This is a genomic window from Thalassobaculum litoreum DSM 18839, assembly GCF_900102465.1.
GTDB classification, from domain to species: Bacteria; Pseudomonadota; Alphaproteobacteria; order Thalassobaculales; family Thalassobaculaceae; genus Thalassobaculum; species Thalassobaculum litoreum.
Window position 1 is genome coordinate 36,865 of the sequence record NZ_FNBW01000006.1, and the last position, 14,601, is coordinate 51,465.

Below are 14,601 nucleotides of genomic sequence, written 5' to 3' on the forward strand. Positions count from 1 at the left end.
CGCCTGGGGCGGGGGTAAGAAGTTCAACTAATCGCCTCTAGCCTTGGCGTGGCTTGTTCTACGCGTTCCGCCACCGCACGGATTGTGTCTTCGTCGGTATTTTGGTGGTAAATACCCCTTACCACCCGCTCGACAAAATCATGAGCTGCCTTTTTACGGTTGCTTTCCTTGTCCATTAGATCCATCTGATCCTCCATCCGACGTTGTTATTTCGCCCCACACTCTATCAATAATCAAATCAGCGAAATGACCAAACCAATACTTTTGTGTTAGCTTCTTTCCGGACAAAAATTTCTGTAAATCCTCGTTAACGTTCAACACCTCCTTTAAAGAGCCTTGAATGTCGTCAGGTCGAATAGGAGACTTATCCGGAAAGTTACCCTTAATATAATCGTACGAGCTCTGCGCAACGTCAAGCCAAACACCCTTGTCTTTCTCAAAAAATCTTACAAGACCTGCATTTTCAAGCTTTTGTTCTACTTCAAGTGTAAGCGCCATTATTTCACCATACCGTTATGTAAGACCAAATTGCGGCGATTAACACCACAACAAACGATAGGCCTAAAAGAGCCACAGAGGTGTAAACAATCCAATCATAGCTAAAGAAAAGATATGATATTGCAGTTGCACTAGCTAAGACTCCAAATATAAATCCGGCCAGAGAAAGTCCCGCACGACGCAAAAATTGGGCCCGAACGGCACCCTGATGTTCTGTTTCATAGCTGTTGTACCCGGCAATAGCGTTGCCCAAAAATACCAGCGTAAAGCCTGCAAATGCGGAACCGCTGATGGCGACCCGGCTCGCAACATCAAGCAACATATTAGGCTCTGGACAGATACACATCGATTATCTTATCCCCCGAATCGTTATGAATTTACGATTCGAGTTCAATCAACGCAAGAATAATATCGATTTTTGGTGGTTTGGTAGTCATACCAGATAATGATTGTCACCCTATCTGGTGTCCGACCTCACTCATCCCGTCACCCACTGCTTATACGTCCCTTCGCTCGGAACCTCCCGCGCCAAGCCCTTTGCGACTAGCTTGTTCATACATGACCCCACCCGCTTGCGGATCAGCGACACGGCCCGCGCGTCGTTCGGGTCCAGCCCGCGCCCTTTGACCACCTCTATGGCGATTTCCAGCGTGGTGACGGCGCTGTCCGCGTTCCTGAGCGCTCCTAGGACGAACCGCTGCATTTCCCCACGATAGGCCCCGTGACGGGCCGGGAACTGCTTTGGCTGCACCAGGGCTAGATCCTGATCCGGGGCAAACATGTGGATGGTGTGGTCTATGTGGTCCAGGTCAACGATCAGGTCGTTGAGGGCGCGTTGGTGGTGCTCGATCTGGCCGGATATCTCGCGGCGCTTCTCGATCAGTCCTGCGACTGTGTTGGGGCGTTCTGTCATGCGGCAAGCATATGAAAAGCCTGGAAAAATTTTGAGGGGCTTCTAGGTGCATTTGCTACCTAATACCGGAATTCCCGCGTCAGGTGCTGGACGCCCTGCGGCAGCCGATCGAGACCGGGGAGGCGGTGATCGCCCGGGCCAATCACCACGTCACCTACCCCGCCCGGTTCCAGCTCGTCGCCGCCATGAACCCCTGCCGCTGCGGCCATCTGGCCGATCCGAACCGGGCCTGCTCGCGGGCCCCGCGTTGCGGCGGCGACTACCAGAACCGGCTGTCCGGCCCTCTGCTGGACCGTTTCGATCTGGCAATAGAGGTGCAAGCGGTGTCGGCGGCCGACCTGTCCCTGCCGCCGCCGGCCGAGGGCAGCGCCACCGTCGCCGCCCGGGTCGCCGCCGCCCGGGCGCTGCAGACGGAGCGTTACCGCCGCCTCGACCCGACGGGCGCGGTACGCACCAACGCCGATGCCAATGGCGAGCTGCTGACCGCCGTGGCCGAGCCGGACCCACCGGGCCGGGCGCTGATGCGCCAGGCGGCGGAGAAGCTGCAGCTCTCGGCCCGGGGCTATCATCGGGTGCTGAAGGTGGCGCGGACCCTGGCCGATCTGGACCGGGCGGAGACGGTCTGCCGCGTGCACGTGGCCGAAGCCCTGGCCTATCGCGGGCGCGGGGGATAGCTGCCGGGGGTAGCGGAGGGATCGCCGGCCCGGCCCTTGACTTCGGTCGGGCCGGACCACCTTTGTGGCCGGGCGGGCCCGCCCCGAAGCGCATCTTGGGAGGCCATACGGGCGATGCTCGCGTCGAGCTCGGACATATCGCGGCTGCTTGACCGCGTGGCCGGCGGTGATCGGCAGGCCTTCGCCGACCTGTATGAAGCGACTGCGCCGAAACTCTACGGCATCATTCTGCGTATCTTGCGGCGACGGGACGAGACCGACGAGGTGGTGCAGGACGTGTACGTGAAGATCTGGCAGCGGGCAGGCGATTTCGATCCGGCCCGCGCCTCCCCCATCACCTGGATGGCGACCATCGCCCGCAACCGCGCGCTGGACGAGGTGCGCCGTGCGCGGGTCGCCACGGTCTCGGACGACATTGCCCTGGAACGGGCGGCCGATCCGGCGCGATCGGCCCTTGGCGACTTGGAGGCAGGTGAGGATCGGCGCCGGTTGGAGATCTGCCTCGACGCGCTGGAAGGCGAGCGCGGGAGCTTGGTGCGCCTCGCCTATCTGGACGGGCTGTCGCGCCAGGACCTTGCCGATCGGTTCGGCCAGCCCGTCGGCACGATCAAGACCTGGCTGCACCGCAGCCTGAAGCAGCTCAGGGACTGCCTGACGGCATGAGGGAACGCGAGGACATCGAGCTGACGGCGGCGGAATACGTGCTCGGGACGCTGACGCGGGAGGAGCGGGTCGCCGTTGAGGCCCGGCGGACACGGGAGCCGGCGCTGGATGCGGCCATCGCCGTGTGGGAGCGGCATCTGTCGCCGATGCTGGACGACGTGGCACCGGTCGCGCCGCCGCCGGACCTGTTCCCGGCCATCGAGGCGGCCATCGCCGGACCCGCCCGGGAGGGTGGGGGCCAGGATGGAGCCCGGGTCGGAACCCGGGACGGAACGGTGACCGACCTCGCCCGGATGCGCCGCCGGCTCGGCCGCTGGCGCGCGGCGGCCGTCGGCGCGGCGGCGATCGCCGCCTGTCTCGCCGGCGTGCTTGTGGTCCGCGAGGTGATCCTGCCGCCGTCCCGGACCTTCGTGGCGGTGTTCCACGACGGCGATACCCAGCCGCGCTTCCTGCTCTCGGTCGATCTGGAGAGCCGGGAGCTCACCATCCGCCCGGTCACCGCCGAGCCGGTGGCGGACAAGACCTACCAGCTCTGGATCGTCGGCGAGGGGATCTCCCCGATCCCGCGGTCGCTCGGCCTGCTGGAGGACGTCTCCGGCACGACCCGCAAGCGCCTGGATCAGGTCGACCCGGCCCTGCTGCGCAACGCCACCTTCGGCATCAGCCTGGAGCCGCCCGGCGGCTCGCCCACCGGCCAGCCCACCGGTCCGGCCCTGCACGGCACGCTGATCCCGGCCGAGGACTGATCCGCAAAAAATCGCGCGGGCCTGAAACCCGCCGCGAAATCCTCCGTATCTACGGGCGGCTTCGATGAGAGCCGGCGTCGGGCTCTGTGTCCGGCGCACCCGAGAACAGACGAACGAGGATTCACGACATGACCGTCAAATGCGCGAAACACACCCTGATCGCCTCCGTCCTCCTGACGGGCCTCACTCTGGGTGCCGCCCAGGCCATGGACCATGCCGGCGTCAAGGCGTCGGGCCAGTCGGTCGCCGAGGGCTCGGTGACCGCGATGGAGGTGATGGCGCCCGAGAACGGCTGGCTCGTCGTTCACCGCACCGGCGCCGACCACAAGCCCGGGCCGGTCGTCGGCTACGCGCCGCTGAAGAAGGGCGAGAACGCCCATGTCACCGCCCTGCTGTCCGAGCCGGTGAAATCCGGCGAGATGCTGATGCTCATGGTCCACAGCGAGGCCGGCGGCACCAAGACCGGCATTTTTGAGTACACCCTCGGCGCCAAGGAAGACGGCCCGATCAAGCCGGACGGCAAGCTGGTCATGACGGTGATCACCGCCGAGTGACGGGCCGGCACCACTCAGGGTTGAGTAGTATAATTTTCGACGTTGAGTATTGATATACTCATACTCCCTCCCGGTTCTCAGATCGGGAGGGAGACATGGCTCGGGTTGCGGCGGTCCTGGCGCTGCTATGGGTGGCGGCCGCAAGTCCGGCCGCCGCGCAGTTCCTGGTCACCGAAGCCTGCATGGGCACCTGCCCCAACGGACCTGGCGGCCTACAGCTTCTCCTCGATCGCGTCCCACAGCATGGCGGGGACGTCGATGCCGTCGAACCGGCTCAGCTCCTGGATGCCGGTGGGCGATGTCACGTTGATTTCGGTCAGGTAACGACCGATCACGTCGATGCCGACGAAGATCTGGCCGCGCTTCTTCAGTTCCGGGCCGATGATCTCGCAGATCTCGTGGTCGCGCCGGGTCATCTCGCATTTCACCGCGCGCCCGCCGACATGCATGTTGGAGCGGGCCTCGCCGTCCGCCGGGATGCGGTTGATGGCGCCCACACCCTTGCCGTCGACCAGGATCACCCGCTTGTCGCCCTGGCGGACCTCCGGCAGGTAGGTCTGCACGATGATCGGCTCGCGAAACATCTGGGTGAAGATCTCCAGCAGGGAGTTCAGGTTCTCGTCGCCCGGCTTGATGTGGAACACGCCGGCGCCGCCGTTGCCGAACAGCGGCTTGACGATGATGTCCTTGTGCTCGTCGCGGAACGCCTTGATCTCTTCCGGATCGTGCGTGATCAGGGTCGGCGGCATGACGTCTTCGAAATGGGTGACGAAGAGCTTCTCTGGGGCGTTGCGCACATGGGCCGGGTCGTTCACCACCAGGGTCTTTGGGTGGATGTGCTCCAGCACATGGGTGGCGGTGATGTAGGACATGTCGAAGGGCGGGTCCTGGCGCATCAGCACCACGTCCACATCGGCCAGGTTCATCACGCCGCGTTCGCCCAGGGTGAAGTGGTCGCCCATGACCCGGCGCACGTCCAGTTCCGCCGCCCGGGCGGTGACCCTGCCGTCGCGGAAGCTCAGATGCTTTGGGAGATAGTGGTAGAGTGTATGTCCGCGCTTCTTCGCTTCCAGCGCCAGGGCGAAGGTGCTGTCCGCGTCGATGTTGACCGGCTCGATCGGGTCCATCTGGATCGCGACCTCAAGGCCCATGGCTCTCTCCCCGTCTCACTCTTGGTGGATGCGTTGGCTTGGTGGGTGCGGCGTGCGCGTCAGCGCGACAATCGACCGGCGCGGCGGTCAGTTCAAGCGGGTTTGTATCGACGCCAGGAACCGCTCCATCTCCGTGCGGTCCTCAATCGCGCCATAGCCCGCCGCCAGGTAACTCTTCACGGCCTTGGCGGCGCCCAGGATTGCCCCGCCCTCCGCCAGGATCGCCGCCTCCTCCATGACCAGTGCGGCCACGTCCGGCGCCAGGCGGCGCATCCGGGCCAGCACGGCGAGCCCGCCCTCGATGTCGTTGCTCTGCAGCCGGCGCAGCTTGATGTTGTTCTGCAGGCGTAACAGAACCAGACGGTCGGCGACGTCCCGATGATGCTCGGCGGTCAGGTCCTCGCCGGCGCCCATATGGCGCAGCAGGCTGCGCATGGTGCCGGCATCCATGGCCCGGCCACCGTGGAACGGGTCGAGGATGTGCCGGCCGCCGGGTCCGTCGACGCGGATCAGGAAATGCGCCGGGAAGCTCAGCCCGGCCGCGTCCCAGCCGGCCGCCCGGGCGGCGTGGCAGTACAGGATGCCGAGCGCCACGGGCAGGCCGCGGCGGCGGTCGATCACCGCGGCCAGGTCGGCATTGATCATGTCCTCGTAGCTGTCGGTGTCGCCGGCATAGCCGAGTTCGTCGGCCATGAGCGACGGCAGGACCTGCGAGGGATCGCGGCCGGCCAGACTGGCCGCCTTGCCGGCGATCTCCTCCAGATGGGAGAGCTGGGGCCTCACCTCCGGCTCCGGGTGGGCCAGGACCGACAGGGCGAGCCCGAGCCGCGCCATGTCGAGCCGGGCGTTCGGATCGGCGGCGCATGCGGCGGCGGCCTCGTCCAGCAGCGCCCCCGCCGTCTCGACGGTCAGTCCGGCCTGCGGGTCTGCGGTCACGGGCGCACCGTCACGTAGTCGACCACGCCGCGCACATAGGGAATGTTGCGGGCATGGCCGATCGCCCTGCCGAGCTCGGCCTGGGAGCGGGCGATGCCCATGATGTAGACGGTCTGGTTCACCACCTCGATCGAGTAGTTGATGGAGGCGATCTTGTCGTCGGCCAGCAGCTTGAGCCGCAGCTCGGTGCCGATCCGCGTGTCGCGACCGAAATCGGTCAGCGAGGACTGGTCGGTGACCTGCAGCTCGTTGATCACCTCGACCACGCCGTCGGCGCTCCAGGCGAGGCGGGTGGCGGTCACCCGGTCCTCCGGATCCTCCACCGTGCCGGTCAGCAGCACCCGGCCCTGGTCGACGGTGAAGGAGACGTCGGCGAACAGGTCGTAGTTGGTCTCGAAGAACTTGGCGTTGAGCTGCAGGCGGATGCGGCTGTCATCGACGGAGCGGGTGAAGCCCTTCTCGGTCTGCGCGGCGGTGGCGCCGGCGGCACCGGCACCCACGGCCATCCCCACGGGCGAGCATCCGGCCAGGGGCACCGCCAGGGCGGCCAGCACGATCAGCGCTGCGCCAAGGCGCGCGCGGGGGGAGCGGCGCGAGACGGGGCGGGGGAACAGGGGGCGCTGGCGAACGGGTTTCTGCGGCATCGATGCGTACTCCAGTGACGTCGGTTCCATACTTAGGGGTTTCGCGGCCGTCCGTCACCGGTTGTCGCGGTGCACGTCGACCAGATGGATCGGCAGGCGCCAGGGGCGCACGATCACCAGGTCCAGGCGTCGGCCCAGGCCGGACAGGGTCGGATCCCTGCCCGCGACCAGTGCCAGGGCGCGGGCGATGCGCAGCCGCTGTCGGGTCGAAACGGCATCGACGGCGGCGGCCAGACTGCGCCGGGCCTTGACCTCGACGGCGACGAGAACATCGCCGCGCCGGACCACCAGATCGATCTCCCCGGCCGGCGTGCGTTCGCGTCGGGCGAGGACCCGATAGCCCTTCAGGCGCAGCCAGAGGGCGGCCCAGGTCTCCGCCGCCAGGCCCCAGGACTGGGCGCGCCGGCGCCGCCGGCGGCCGGCTGCCGCGATCCTGTCATCTTCCTGTGCTTGAGTAATTCGGGCTTGAGTAATTGATGCTTGAGTGACGGAACTGGCGCTCGTGTCGCCACGTTTACTTGACGGCGCGTGTCGATTAGCGTCGGCCACGGTCTGACCGGCCAGATTTCAGGAACCCGTGGGTTTCGACCAAAGCGGAGGAAAGCTGCATGATGAGGTTCCGGACACGGCGGGCGGGGCTTTTCGCGACGTTGGCCGTCATGGTTGCAGTTCTGGCGGCATGTTCAAGCGCAAAGCAGCCGGAGGCGCCGAGCGAGCGGGTCGAGACCGCGCCACCGCCCAAGACCTCCGAAGCCCCGCCGCCGTCGAGCCTGGATCTGCAGCCGAACCAGCCGGTCCCCGGAGGCGTCACCATCCCCGATCGGACCGGTCCGCCCAAGGTTGCGCTGCTGCTGCCGCTCACCGGCCGGGCCGCGACGGTGGGCAAGGCGCTGCGCAATGCCGCCGAGCTCGCCCTGTTCGACATCGCGACCGAGGACTTCGCCCTCGCCTTCTACGACACCGCCTCCGACCCGCAGACCGCCGTCGGGGTCGCCCGCAATGCCATCAGCGAAGGCGCCGACATGATCATCGGCCCGCTGTTCTCCGATTCGGCCCGGGCGGTCGGTCCGGTGGCCCAGGCGGCGAACGTGCCGGTGCTGTCGTTCTCCAACGACCGCTCCGCGGCGGGCAACGGCGTGTGGGTGCTGGGACTGCTGCCGGGCGAGCAGGTCGAGCGGGTGATCCGCTATGCCGCCGCCAACGGCTATAGCCGCATCGGCGTCCTGGCGCCGTCCAATGCCTACGGGTTCGAAGCGATGCAGGCGGCGCGGGACACCGCGGCGAAGACCGGGGCGACAATCAGCCGGATGCGGTCCTACACGCCGGGCTCCTCGACCTCGCTCTCCGAGACGGTCAAGAGCTTCGCGGCCGGCGGGGAAGCCGGCTACGACGCGGTCCTCGTGCCCGAGGGTGGGCAGAACATCCTCAATCTGGCGCCGCTGATGGCTTACTATGACATCGACCCGAACAAGGTGAAGTATCTGGGCACCGCGTTGTGGGCCGACCCTGCCCTGGGCCGGGAGCCGACCCTGGTGGGCGGCTGGTTCGCGGCCCCGGACCCGGCCGGCCGCAAGCCCTTCGTCGACCGCTACCGCGCGGTGCATGGCGGCGCCCCCCACGGCCTCGCCTCGCTGGCCTATGACGCGGTGGGCCTGGCGGCCGTGCTGGCCCGCCAGCCGGATGGCGACGGCTTCTCGGTGGAGACCCTGACCCAGCCGTCGGGCTTCAACGGGGCCGACGGGCTGTTCCGCCTGCTGATCGACGGGACCAACCAGCGCGGCCTCGCCGTCCTGCGGCTGACCGCCAACGGGTTCGAGCGGGTGGACCCGGCGCCGACCAGCTTCTCGGCGGCGATCAACTGAGCCGGCCTACCGGCCCGTCAGCGGCCGGGCGTGCTGCAACAGGCGTGCGGTGACCGCGTCCAGACGGGCGCGGCCGGCGGCGGTGGCGCGGATATCGGCACCCGCGGTCTCCAGGAATCCGGCGGCGACCAGCCCCTCCAGCGCCGGGGCCTCGAACAGGTCGGCGGGCGCGGCGCCGAACAGGTGGCGACACCGGTCCTCGGTCAGCCCTTCGTCGATGCGCAGGCCCATCAGCACCGCTTCCATTAGCGCCTCGTCCCGTGGGATCGGCGCATCGTCCACCAGGGCATGACCCTCCCGGGCCACCCGGTCCAGCCAGATCGTCGGCGCCCGGTGGGTGCGGGTCGCGGTCTTCGCCGCGCCGGGCCGTCCGTCCGACAGCCGGCCATGGGCGCCGGGTCCGATGCCGAGATAGTCCTGATAGCGCCAGTAGACGAGGTTGTGCCGGCATTCATGGCCGGGGCGGGCGTGGTTGGACACCTCGTAGGCCGGCAGGCCCGCCCGGCCTAGGATTTCCTGGGTCGCCTCATACAGGTCGGCCGCCCCGTCGTCGTCCGGGAGGGCGAACTCGCCGCGGGCGTGGCGGGCGTAGAACGGCGTCGTCGGCTCGATGGTGAGCTGATAGAGCGACAGGTGCACCGGCTCCAGGGCGATCGCCCGCTCCAGTTCCCGCTGCCAGCCGGCCAGGTCCTGCTCCGGCCGGGCATAGATCAGGTCGAAGGAGACGGTGTCGAACTGCGCCCGTACGGCATCCAGGGCGGCCAGCGCCTCCGCCGCCGAGTGCTCCCGTCCCAGAAAGCGCAGCGACGCGTCGTCCAGGGCCTGCACCCCGAGCGAGACCCGGGTGATCCCGGCCTGCCGGAACGCCGCCATCTTCGCCGCCTCCACCGAGGTGGGGTTGGCCTCCAGGGTGATCTCGATGTCGTTGTTGAAGCGGAACAGCCGCCGCGCCGCCGCTAGCACGTCGGCGACGGTTTCCGGCTCCATCAGTGACGGGGTGCCGCCGCCGAAGAAGATGCTGACCAGCCGCCGGGTGCCGTCCGCCGCGCCGCCGACCCGGGGCGCCAGGGTTTCCAGCTCGCGCACCAGGAGGTTGCGCCACAGGGCGTGATCGACGCTGTCCGAGACATGGCTGTTGAAGTCGCAATAGGGGCACTTGGCCCGGCAGAACGGCCAGTGGACATAGAGTCCGAGCGGGTCCGACGCCGCCGCCGCCCGAGCGGTGGGGTCAGTCGCCAGCAGGGCCGCCATCGAAGCACCGCGCCACGAGCTGGGCGAAGGCGTCCGCCCGGTGGCTGACCGAATGTTTCCAGTCGGCATCCCCCTCGCCGAAGGTCTTGGTGTCGCCGTCGGGCACGAACATGGGATCGTAGCCGAAGCCCTTGTCGCCGCGCGGCGGCCACACGGCGGTGCCGTGCACGAAGCCCTCCACGCTTTCGCAATGGCCGTCGGGCCAGGCGAGGGTCAGCGCGCAGGTGAACCAGGCCCGGTCGTCGTCCGAGCCGCTCTCCGCCATCTTCCGGTGGACCAGCTCCATGGCGACCGAGAAGTCCTTGGACGGTCCGGCCCAGCGGGCGGAGTAGATCCCCGGATCGCCGTCCAGAGCCGCGACGCAGAACCCGGAATCGTCGGCCAGCGCCGGTTTCCCGGAGGCCGTGGCCGCCGCCAGCGCCTTCAGTTCCGCATTCGCAACGAAAGTGGTGCCCGTCTCCTCCGGCTCCGGCAGGCCGAGCTCGCCGGCGGAGACCACGCTCATGCCATAGGGCGCCAGCAGCTCGCCGATCTCCCGCACCTTGCCGGGATTATGGGTGGCGAGGACCAGGGTCTCGCCGGCCAGCTTGCGGGGCGCCATGGCGTCGGTCTCCTCAGCCCACGGCCGCGAGCTGCAGGGAGGCGAGTTCGTCGGTGCCCTTGCGGGCGAGGCGCAGCAGTTCCATGAACGCCGCCTCCGAGAACGGATCGCCCTCGGCCGTGGCCTGGACCTCGACCAGTCCGCCGCCGGCGGTCAGCACGAAATTGGCGTCGGCGTCGCAGTCGCTGTCCTCGGCATAGTCGAGATCCAGCACCGGCACACCCTTGTAGATGCCGCAGGAGATCGCGGCCACGCGGTCGACCAGCGGATCGCTCTTCACCGCGCCGAAGCGCTTCAGGGTGGCGATCGCCTGGTGCAGGGCGACCCAGGATCCGGTGATCGCCGCGGTGCGGGTCCCGCCATCGGCCTGCAGCACGTCGCAGTCGATCCGGATCTGACGCTCGCCCAGGGCGGCGAGGTCGGTGACGGCGCGCAGGGAGCGGCCGATAAGGCGCTGGATCTCCTGGGTACGGCCCGACTGCTTGCCGCGGGCAGCCTCGCGGTCGGTGCGGGTATGGGTGGAGCGCGGCAGCATGCCGTATTCGGCGGTGACCCAGCCCTTGCCGCCGCCCTTCAGCCACGGCGGGACCCGCTCTTCCACGGTGGCGGTGCACAGCACGTGGGTGTCGCCGAACCGGGCGAGGCAGGAGCCTTCGGCATGCTTGGCGAAGCCGGGTTCCAGGACCACCTTGCGCAGTTCGTCGACGGCGCGGCCGGAGGGCCGGGAGCCCGCCGGGGTCTGGCCGGCGTTCTGGCCGGAGGTCGGGGCGGATGCCATGGGGTCGCCTTTCGTTGCGGATGGCTCTGGTCGAAATCTGCGCGGAAGCTAGCGATCCCGACCCCCGGCGTCCAGTCTCGCGGACCGCTTCGGGCGGACCGGCGGAGGCGGGGGCGACACACGTTGACCGGCCGCATAGCGCTTCCTAGATTTTGCGCTACGATGGCAGCTATGCACAAAGAACCCTTTGACGGCACGTCGATGCCGTCCACCGCCCTGGCGCAACTCAACGAGCGGTCGCGCCGGATCCTCATGCACGTGGTCGATGCCTATGTGGAGACGGGGGAACCGGTGGGCTCGCGCACCCTGTCGCGTAAGCAGGGCCTGGTGCTGTCGCCGGCGACAATCCGCAACGTCATGGCCGATCTGGAGGAGGCGGGACTGCTGTTCTCGCCCCATACCTCCGCCGGGCGCCTGCCGACCGACGCGGGCCTGCGCATGTTCGTCGACGGCCTGCTGGAGATCGGCGGCGATCTCGGGCCGGAGGAACGGGAGAGCATCGACGGACAGTGCGCCGCCGCGGGCCGCAGTGTGGCGGAGATGCTGGAGGAGGCGTCCTCCGCCCTGGCCGGGCTGACCCGCTGCGCCGGCCTCGTCGTTTCGCCGAAGAATGAAGGCTCGCTGCGCCATATCGAGTTCGTGCCGCTCGGCAACCAGCGCGCCCTGGTGGTGCTGGTCAGCGAGACCGGCCTGGTGGAGAACCGGGTGGTGGAGCTGCCCGCCGGCCTGCCGCCCTCGGCCCTGGTGGAGGCGACCAACTACCTCAACACCCGGCTCAGCGGTCGCACGCTCAGCGAGGCGATGGCGCGGATCGAGGAGGAGATCGTCCAGCGCAAGGCCGAGCTCGACGACCTGACCTCCCGCGTCGTGCAGGCCGGGCTGGCCACCTGGGGCGGGGGGCCGGGAGCCTCGACCCTGATCCTGCGCGGCCAGTCGGCCCTGCTGCACGACGTGACCGCCCTGGAGGACCTGGAGCGGATCCGCGGGCTGTTCGAGCAGCTCGAGGAGAAGGAGAGCACCCTGCGCCTGCTCGACGCCACCGGGGCCGCCGACGGGGTGCAGATCTTCATCGGCGCCGAGAATCAGCTGTTCCGCAACACCGGCTGCTCGATGATCATCGCGCCGTACCACGATCAGAAACGTTCGGTCGTGGGCGCCATCGGTGTGATCGGCCCGACCCGGATGAACTACGCCCGCATCATCCCGATGGTCGACTACACCTCCAAGCTGATCAGCCGGCTGCTGGGCTAGAGCAGATCGTGCGGTGACGGGATCACTTCGCGATCCCATCGGCGTGCCTGATTCTGCTCTATCTTATTGGTTCAGAGACAAATTCACCGACCGTATTGAATCGCTCCGTGATTCAATACGATCGGATATGGTTCTAGGAAATCCGGGACGCCGCACCGGGCCGACGCCGAGGGATCCGCCGACGCTCGGGGGTGATTTGCGGCGATTCGGGTTTTCATCGACGCACAGGCGCCTTACATAGCGGACGTCACGACAGTCTCCGATCCACGGACGTGCCGCATTTTCAACCGCAGGACCACGAGTAGCGATCATGGCGAACGACCAGAACAAGCCCGCCGGCCCGCAACCCGTCAACGATCAGCAGGCGCCGGGCGAAGCCCCGTACGATCAGGCGGCCGAGGCGTCGCTTGCCGAGAGCCTGGGCCTGTCGGAAGAAGGCCTGATCGACACGGACGGGGGCCAGACCGATGCCCGCGACGTGCGGATCGCCGAGCTCGAGGAGCAGGTCGCCCATCTCAAGGACCAGGCACTGCGGGCCCTGGCCGATGCGGAGAACCTGCGCCGGCGCACCGAGCGCGAGAAGGAGCAGTGGCGCAAGTTCGCGTCGGCCGACCTGGCCAAGGATCTGCTGAACGCCGTCGACAACCTGCGCCGTGCGCTGGACTCCGCCCCGGCGGACCGGGATTCCCTCGACGACGCGGTGAAGAACGTCATCGTCGGCGTGGAGATGACCGAGAAGGAGGTTCTGAACGCCTTCGACAAGCACAAGATCGTGCGGATCAACCCACTCGGCGAGAAGTTCGACTACAACCTGCATCAGGCGATGTTCGAGGTCGAGGATCCGAGCAAGGCGCCGGGCACGGTGGTTCAGGTTCTCGCGCCGGGCTACGTGCTGCACGATCGGCTGCTGCGCGCCGCCATGGTCGGCGTCGCCAAGGGTGGCAAGCCGGACGACCACGAGCGGGTCGATACCACGGCGTGAGGCTGGGGGTGCTCGAGCGCCCCTCTCTCTACCTTCTACCCTCCAAAAAGCACGCCCCGGATTTATGCCGGGGCCCATCCGTCTGCACGCGCGGACGCCATGAATCAGGCGCCAGGACTTGGAACAGCGGGCGAGTAGGCCCCGGCATAAATCCGGGGAGTGGCGCTGTAGTAAAGTGTCATGAGCTAGGTTTTGGTCCTTCCATCCGGCGGGAACAGGAACTCGCTGTCCGGATCATGTGCCCGCATCTTGCGCTTGGCGGTTTCCGGCCGGCCGACCGCGTAGCAGTAGAGACAGCCGTGCGGGCACGTGTCGTAGGCGCCGATATCGCGGGATTCCGCGCAGGCGCAGCCCGGCCGGTTGCCCTTCTCCCGTCCTCCGATCTCCCGGTCCGCGATTCCGGACAGCCGGGTCACGTCGATGCAGGCGGCCGGGGCCAGTCCGGGCGAGAGCAGGTCCGGCTGGGCGCAAAGGGTGGGACGGATGCCCCGCTCGGCGGCGATCTCCGCCAGACGGGCCAGCAGCGCGCGCTTCTCTTCGGCCTCCGGATCGCGCCAGGCGATGCCGGCCTCCCGTTCCAGCCGGCGCAGGTTGGCGCCGGTCTTGCGGTAGATCGTGGCGAAGGACAGCACGACCTCGTCGACCGCGCCGGCCAGGTCCTGCGCCAGCGCGGCAAAGGTCCGCGCGTGGAAATCGGGCGGCGTAAGATCGGTGATCAGCACCGGATCGTAGCGCCAGACCACGGTCCGCGGCCCGAAATGCCGGGCCATCTCGCGGATCTGCGCCACCGCGCGGCCGGTATCGATCACCGACCGCTCCAGCGCCCGCGGATAGCCGGTGACGGTCACCTGCACCATGAACGGCCGCCGCTGCGTCGCCAGCGTTTCCAGCGTGTCGAGGAACGGTTCGGCGTTGCGGGTCCAGAACACGAAGGCCTCGGCGGCCTCCGGGTCGAGCCCCACGGTGAAGGGTTTGCCGCCATAGGGGTTCGTGACCCGGGCGAAGCCGGCGGCCAGCCGGTTGCGGAACCAGGAACCGTAGAAGGCGGGGATGTCGGTCTTGTAGCTGGCGGAGACGATCATGGTAAACGCCAACTT

Annotated in this window: 18 protein-coding genes and 1 pseudogene; 7 read left to right on the plus strand and 12 right to left on the minus strand. The window is 67.6% G+C overall.

Annotated features, from left to right (window positions below):
- Nucleotides 1-23: 23 nt before the first annotated feature.
- From BLS34_RS25850 to BLS34_RS10575, 4 genes are all read right to left on the minus strand, one after another.
- Nucleotides 24-185 (minus strand): hypothetical protein, encoded by a 162-nt coding sequence (locus BLS34_RS25850; RefSeq protein WP_175474178.1) that lies wholly within the window; start codon nucleotides 183-185, stop codon nucleotides 24-26.
- Entirely contained in the window at nucleotides 154-498 is a 345-nt protein-coding gene (locus BLS34_RS25365; protein ID WP_139189226.1) for a hypothetical protein, read from the minus strand. The genes BLS34_RS25850 and BLS34_RS25365 overlap by 32 nt, the downstream gene beginning before the upstream one ends.
- A gap of 4 nt (nucleotides 499-502) precedes the next feature.
- On the minus strand, nucleotides 503-820 hold the full coding sequence (locus tag BLS34_RS25370) for a hypothetical protein (protein ID WP_139189228.1): 318 nt from the start codon (nucleotides 818-820) through the stop codon (nucleotides 503-505).
- 156 nt (nucleotides 821-976) lie between these two features.
- Nucleotides 977-1,411: a hypothetical protein gene (locus BLS34_RS10575; protein WP_093150166.1), complete on the minus strand. Its 435-nt coding sequence runs from the start codon at nucleotides 1,409-1,411 to the stop codon at nucleotides 977-979.
- Between the two features lie 62 nt (nucleotides 1,412-1,473).
- Between BLS34_RS10575 and BLS34_RS10580 the strand changes: the two are divergent.
- The 4 genes and pseudogenes from BLS34_RS10580 to BLS34_RS10595 all read left to right on the plus strand — a co-directional run.
- Nucleotides 1,474-2,085 (plus strand): annotated as a pseudogene (locus BLS34_RS10580) (ATP-binding protein); the annotation flags it as partial.
- Between the two features lie 114 nt (nucleotides 2,086-2,199).
- Nucleotides 2,200-2,748, plus strand: a complete 549-nt coding sequence (locus BLS34_RS10585) for a sigma-70 family RNA polymerase sigma factor (RefSeq protein WP_093150170.1) — start codon at nucleotides 2,200-2,202, stop codon at nucleotides 2,746-2,748.
- On the plus strand, nucleotides 2,745-3,494 hold the full coding sequence (locus BLS34_RS10590; RefSeq protein WP_093150172.1) for an anti-sigma factor: 750 nt from the start codon (nucleotides 2,745-2,747) through the stop codon (nucleotides 3,492-3,494). Before BLS34_RS10585 ends, BLS34_RS10590 begins: the two co-directional genes overlap by 4 nt.
- 128 nt (nucleotides 3,495-3,622) lie before the next feature.
- On the plus strand, nucleotides 3,623-4,048 hold the full coding sequence (locus BLS34_RS10595; RefSeq protein WP_038015705.1) for a DUF7282 domain-containing protein: 426 nt from the start codon (nucleotides 3,623-3,625) through the stop codon (nucleotides 4,046-4,048).
- Between the two features lie 212 nt (nucleotides 4,049-4,260).
- Here the strand turns inward: BLS34_RS10595 and gshB are convergent, their stop codons facing one another.
- The 4 genes from gshB to BLS34_RS10615 form a co-directional block, all read right to left on the minus strand.
- Nucleotides 4,261-5,199, minus strand: a complete 939-nt coding sequence (gene gshB, locus BLS34_RS10600; protein ID WP_028796145.1) for a glutathione synthase — start codon at nucleotides 5,197-5,199, stop codon at nucleotides 4,261-4,263.
- A gap of 87 nt (nucleotides 5,200-5,286) precedes the next feature.
- On the minus strand, nucleotides 5,287-6,135 hold the full coding sequence (locus tag BLS34_RS10605) for a transglutaminase family protein (RefSeq protein WP_093150175.1): 849 nt from the start codon (nucleotides 6,133-6,135) through the stop codon (nucleotides 5,287-5,289).
- Entirely contained in the window at nucleotides 6,132-6,779 is a 648-nt protein-coding gene (locus tag BLS34_RS10610; RefSeq protein ID WP_175474179.1) for a BON domain-containing protein, read from the minus strand. The genes BLS34_RS10605 and BLS34_RS10610 overlap by 4 nt, the downstream gene beginning before the upstream one ends.
- A 54-nt stretch (nucleotides 6,780-6,833) precedes the next feature.
- A complete protein-coding gene (locus tag BLS34_RS10615) occupies nucleotides 6,834-7,328 on the minus strand; it encodes a YraN family protein (RefSeq protein WP_425441427.1) in 495 nt (164 codons plus the stop codon).
- 110 nt (nucleotides 7,329-7,438) lie between these two features.
- Between BLS34_RS10615 and BLS34_RS10620 the strand changes: the two genes are divergently transcribed.
- Nucleotides 7,439-8,641, plus strand: a complete 1,203-nt coding sequence (locus tag BLS34_RS10620) for a penicillin-binding protein activator (protein WP_169400902.1) — start codon at nucleotides 7,439-7,441, stop codon at nucleotides 8,639-8,641.
- Between the two features lie 6 nt (nucleotides 8,642-8,647).
- Here BLS34_RS10620 and hemW read toward each other — a convergent pair whose 3' ends face one another.
- The 3 genes from hemW to rph are packed head-to-tail and all read right to left on the minus strand — an operon-like array spanning nucleotide 8,648 to nucleotide 11,271.
- Nucleotides 8,648-9,892, minus strand: coding sequence for a radical SAM family heme chaperone HemW (hemW, locus tag BLS34_RS10625; RefSeq protein WP_093150180.1), 1,245 nt, complete (start codon nucleotides 9,890-9,892; stop codon nucleotides 8,648-8,650).
- Entirely contained in the window at nucleotides 9,870-10,493 is a 624-nt protein-coding gene (gene rdgB, locus BLS34_RS10630) for an RdgB/HAM1 family non-canonical purine NTP pyrophosphatase (RefSeq protein ID WP_093150181.1), read from the minus strand. The genes hemW and rdgB overlap by 23 nt, the downstream gene beginning before the upstream one ends.
- Nucleotides 10,494-10,506: 13 nt before the next feature.
- Nucleotides 10,507-11,271 carry a ribonuclease PH gene (gene rph, locus BLS34_RS10635; RefSeq protein ID WP_051245178.1) on the minus strand — a complete coding sequence of 255 codons (765 nt, stop codon included), beginning with the start codon at nucleotides 11,269-11,271 and terminating at the stop codon, nucleotides 10,507-10,509.
- A 171-nt stretch (nucleotides 11,272-11,442) separates the two neighbouring features.
- Between rph and hrcA the strand changes: the two genes are divergently transcribed.
- Together hrcA and grpE are read left to right on the plus strand one after the other, a co-directional pair.
- On the plus strand, nucleotides 11,443-12,522 hold the full coding sequence (gene hrcA / locus BLS34_RS10640; RefSeq protein ID WP_245565676.1) for a heat-inducible transcriptional repressor HrcA: 1,080 nt from the start codon (nucleotides 11,443-11,445) through the stop codon (nucleotides 12,520-12,522).
- Between the two features lie 310 nt (nucleotides 12,523-12,832).
- Nucleotides 12,833-13,504, plus strand: a complete 672-nt coding sequence (grpE, locus tag BLS34_RS10645; protein WP_028796154.1) for a nucleotide exchange factor GrpE — start codon at nucleotides 12,833-12,835, stop codon at nucleotides 13,502-13,504.
- Between the two features lie 185 nt (nucleotides 13,505-13,689).
- On the opposite strand, the gene BLS34_RS10650 is transcribed toward grpE, so the two are convergent.
- A complete protein-coding gene (locus BLS34_RS10650) occupies nucleotides 13,690-14,586 on the minus strand; it encodes a DUF1848 domain-containing protein (protein WP_028796155.1) in 897 nt (298 codons plus the stop codon).
- Nucleotides 14,587-14,601 lie beyond the last annotated feature (15 nt).

What these genes read in the sequence shown, in the direction of transcription:
- rph (WP_051245178.1), bottom strand. Translation starts at nt 11,271, where the DNA reads ATGGCATCCGCCCCGACCTCCGGCCAGAACGCCGGCCAGACCCCGGCG.
- BLS34_RS10575 (WP_093150166.1), bottom strand. Translation starts at nt 1,411, where the DNA reads ATGACAGAACGCCCCAACACAGTCGCAGGACTGATCGAGAAGCGCCGC.
- hrcA (WP_245565676.1), top strand. Translation starts at nt 11,443, where the DNA reads ATGCACAAAGAACCCTTTGACGGCACGTCGATGCCGTCCACCGCCCTG.
- BLS34_RS10610 (WP_175474179.1), bottom strand. Translation starts at nt 6,779, where the DNA reads ATGCCGCAGAAACCCGTTCGCCAGCGCCCCCTGTTCCCCCGCCCCGTC.
- BLS34_RS10590 (WP_093150172.1), top strand. Translation starts at nt 2,745, where the DNA reads ATGAGGGAACGCGAGGACATCGAGCTGACGGCGGCGGAATACGTGCTC.
- rdgB (WP_093150181.1), bottom strand. Translation starts at nt 10,493, where the DNA reads ATGGCGCCCCGCAAGCTGGCCGGCGAGACCCTGGTCCTCGCCACCCAT.
- BLS34_RS10620 (WP_169400902.1), top strand. Translation starts at nt 7,439, where the DNA reads ATGGTTGCAGTTCTGGCGGCATGTTCAAGCGCAAAGCAGCCGGAGGCG.
- BLS34_RS25370 (WP_139189228.1), bottom strand. Translation starts at nt 820, where the DNA reads ATGTTGCTTGATGTTGCGAGCCGGGTCGCCATCAGCGGTTCCGCATTT.
- gshB (WP_028796145.1), bottom strand. Translation starts at nt 5,199, where the DNA reads ATGGGCCTTGAGGTCGCGATCCAGATGGACCCGATCGAGCCGGTCAAC.
- BLS34_RS25365 (WP_139189226.1), bottom strand. Translation starts at nt 498, where the DNA reads ATGGCGCTTACACTTGAAGTAGAACAAAAGCTTGAAAATGCAGGTCTT.
- hemW (WP_093150180.1), bottom strand. Translation starts at nt 9,892, where the DNA reads ATGGCGGCCCTGCTGGCGACTGACCCCACCGCTCGGGCGGCGGCGGCG.
- BLS34_RS10650 (WP_028796155.1), bottom strand. Translation starts at nt 14,586, where the DNA reads ATGATCGTCTCCGCCAGCTACAAGACCGACATCCCCGCCTTCTACGGT.
- BLS34_RS10595 (WP_038015705.1), top strand. Translation starts at nt 3,623, where the DNA reads ATGACCGTCAAATGCGCGAAACACACCCTGATCGCCTCCGTCCTCCTG.
- BLS34_RS10585 (WP_093150170.1), top strand. Translation starts at nt 2,200, where the DNA reads ATGCTCGCGTCGAGCTCGGACATATCGCGGCTGCTTGACCGCGTGGCC.
- BLS34_RS25850 (WP_175474178.1), bottom strand. Translation starts at nt 185, where the DNA reads ATGGATCTAATGGACAAGGAAAGCAACCGTAAAAAGGCAGCTCATGAT.
- grpE (WP_028796154.1), top strand. Translation starts at nt 12,833, where the DNA reads ATGGCGAACGACCAGAACAAGCCCGCCGGCCCGCAACCCGTCAACGAT.